This window comes from Polynucleobacter sp. 39-46-10, from assembly GCF_002282275.1.
This window is the reverse complement of the sequence record NZ_NCJB01000307.1, coordinates 1-2,747: the sequence shown is the minus strand read 5'-3', so window position 1 is coordinate 2,747 and position 2,747 is coordinate 1. Positions and strand designations below refer to the sequence as shown.

The window sequence follows — 2,747 nt, the reverse complement described above, 5'->3', positions numbered from 1 at the left end:
GGCTGATGCCTCTTTGGATCAAGCAGTTGTGTTTGCAAGCACTCAAGTTGAAAGTGAAAAAATTGCTGACACCTTACGTGCAAATGGTTATGAAGCTAGCGCCTTACACGGTGCAATGCCTCAAGCTGTTCGTATGCGCCGTCTTGAGTCTTTGCGTAAGGGTCACACCAAGATTTTGGTTGCGACTGACGTAGCAGCTCGCGGTATTGATGTGCCACGCATTAGTCACGTGATTAACTTTGGCTTGCCAATGAAACCTGAGGACTACACGCACCGTATCGGTCGTACTGGTCGTGCGGGTCGCAATGGTGTTGCTATCACTTTGGTTGAACATCGTGATCGCGCCAAGATTCGTAATATCGAACGCTTTACACAGCAAGACATCGTTGCTTCAGTCATTGCCGGCCTTGAGCCACAAGCTAAGCCTAGCTTTGGTGGTGGCGGTGGTCGCCCAGGTGGTGGTCGTTCTGGTGGCGGCTTCGGCGGTGGCGGTCGTTCTGGTGGCGGTGGTGGCCGTTATGGTTCTGGCGCCCGTTCAGAGTCTCGTTCTGGTGGCGGAGGCGGTGGTAATCGCTCAGGCAATCATTTCGAATCTCGCTCTGGCGATTCACGTCCATCTGGTGATTCACGTCCTGCTGGTGGCAATCGTTTTGCTGATTCACGCCCTGCACGTTCTGCTGACTCACGTCCGGCACGTTCTGGAGATTCACGTCCATCCGCTGGTCCACGTTTTGCTAAACCAAAATCTGGCGGTCAACGCAGAAACTTTAGCGGTAGCTAAAAATGGTTCACCGTCGTCGCCTCCGTTCTGCATGGAATCGAGTCGATTCCGGTGAATTGCATCAGGCGCCACGCAAGTGGCAGGCCTGGCTAAGTGATACTGGTTCTTTAACCCAAAAAATTGAACGTGCAATTGGACAAAAACTAGAGGTAGTAGTTCTGCGAGATTGCCGGCAAAACCTAAATAGCGACGAGAGTCGCTATTTTCATTTCAAAATCAAACGTTGTCGTATCCGTGAAGTGCTACTTTGTGTAAACGGTGTTCCACTAGTCATGGCTCACAGCATTATTCCCATCAGTAGTTCTAGTGGCAGTAATCACGAGATTTTACGTTTAGGAAAGAAACCTTTAGGAGCGGTGTTGTTTGCTAAAACACGCATGCACTCCAAGAAAAAACCCTTACGTGAAATTACTCGATTGGATAAACGAAGCGCCTTATGGAAAAAGTGTTTCCAGCAATACCCAGGGCTTCCCTCTGTGAGTTGGGCAAGACGTACGCTCTATCAACTGAAGGGGCGTCCACTCCTGGTGAGTGAAGTATTTCTACCGGCGCTACTGAACTACCCTAGCAATTAAACGAATAGCCAAGCTCGTGATGCGGCAATTAAAGCCTCGTCACCGGGTTCGCAAGTAAATACCTTACCAAACCCAATTTGTTCTGCTGCACTAGCAATATTGTGATGCGGGCACATTGCTGATGCGAGATCGAGCGACAATGTTGCTTGACCCAAATAACGCACTGCCTCAGATGAGGTAAGCAACCAAAGTGATTTTGCAAAATCCATCTCATGGACATCATTCCAAGCGGAACTGTTGAGATCTAATGGTACGCGGGTATAAACAGAGAAAGCCTCAACTTGCGCCCCAGCCTGTTTTAAAGTTTCAGCCAACCAGTCGCGCCCACCCTCGCCCTTAAAGATGATGACTTTCTTGGTCGACCATTCCCAGTTCAGGGCCTGCAATTCAGACCAAAGACCCTCGGAATCCCACTGCGCATTGCTTTGAGGAAGAATAACTTTTGTAGCATTGCTCTCAAGACCAATACCGTGATTGTTGAGGGCTGCCAAACTACTTCCTCCCATCACACCTATTGGCAATGGCCGATCAGACACCTCTTGCCAAGACCTTTCCAGCAAACGCATCGTGCATTCAATTGCATTGGGGCTAACAAAAATTGCTAGATCTGCAGACTTGAGTGCTGCAGTGATCCGCTCTACTAAAACATCATCACCCTTCGGGACAATTGTCAGTAGTGGCAAAGAAATGATCTGGGGGACTGTGTCTTTCGTAAACCCGCTATCTACTAAACTTGCTTGTAAGGCTTCCGACAATTGACGTGCCTGTCCGCTGGGACGGGTAATGACAATAGTCTTGTTGCTCATTGGGTTTTACTTAGGTAGACCGTTTGGCAATAAACGCTCTGCACCCTGAGCAATCAGATCTCGTGCAACCGAGAGTCCAAGTGCTTCCGCATCTTCTACACTTTTTACAGCGCCTTGAGCACTAGCCAAGCAACTTGCAGTGCCATCGACACTGGCGACAAAAGAGCGGATATTCATATGATCTTGATCCCATGTGGCATAAGCCGCTAAAGGTACCTCACAAGAACCACCGAGTTGACGCGACACCATACGCTCAGCAGTGACCGCATAAAGGGTTGGCAAATCATTCAGCGGGGCTAACCACTCTTGAATATTGGGATGCTTGCTCAAAGTTTCGATACCGAGCGCACCCTGTCCAGCAGCTGGGGTGTATGGATCAATCGGTAACAGTGCACGAATACGACTTTCCAAACCAAGTCGCTTGAGACCGGCAGCAGCCAAAATAATGGCTTGATACTCACCACGATCGAGTTTGCCCATACGGGTATCTAAATTTCCACGCAAAGGTTGAATCACTAAATGTGGGAACTTGGATCTCAGAACTGACTCACGGCGCAAGCTAGAAGTGCCTACCACTGCGCCATT

At 49.3% G+C, this 2,747-nt stretch carries 4 protein-coding genes; 2 read left to right on the top strand and 2 right to left on the bottom strand.

Annotated elements, in window-relative coordinates; all coding sequences use genetic code 11:
- Both B7X71_RS14865 and B7X71_RS14860 read left to right on the top strand, forming a co-directional pair.
- The coding region (locus B7X71_RS14865; RefSeq protein ID WP_293601235.1) for a C-terminal helicase domain-containing protein at window positions 1-781 on the top strand (781 nt) is incomplete at its 5' end.
- A gap of 2 nt (window positions 782-783) precedes the next feature.
- Window positions 784-1,356 carry a chorismate lyase gene (locus B7X71_RS14860; protein ID WP_293598866.1) on the top strand — a complete coding sequence of 191 codons (573 nt, stop codon included), beginning with the start codon at window positions 784-786 and terminating at the stop codon, window positions 1,354-1,356.
- Here B7X71_RS14860 and B7X71_RS14855 read toward each other — a convergent pair.
- On the bottom strand, window positions 1,353-2,162 hold the full coding sequence (locus B7X71_RS14855) for a uroporphyrinogen-III synthase (protein WP_293598865.1): 810 nt from the start codon (window positions 2,160-2,162) through the stop codon (window positions 1,353-1,355). The two genes, B7X71_RS14860 and B7X71_RS14855, sit on opposite strands and share 4 nt — an antisense overlap.
- 6 nt (window positions 2,163-2,168) lie before the next feature.
- Window positions 2,169-2,747, bottom strand: a 579-nt coding sequence (gene hemC / locus B7X71_RS14850) for a hydroxymethylbilane synthase (RefSeq protein WP_293601233.1), incomplete at its 5' end; no start/stop codon positions are given.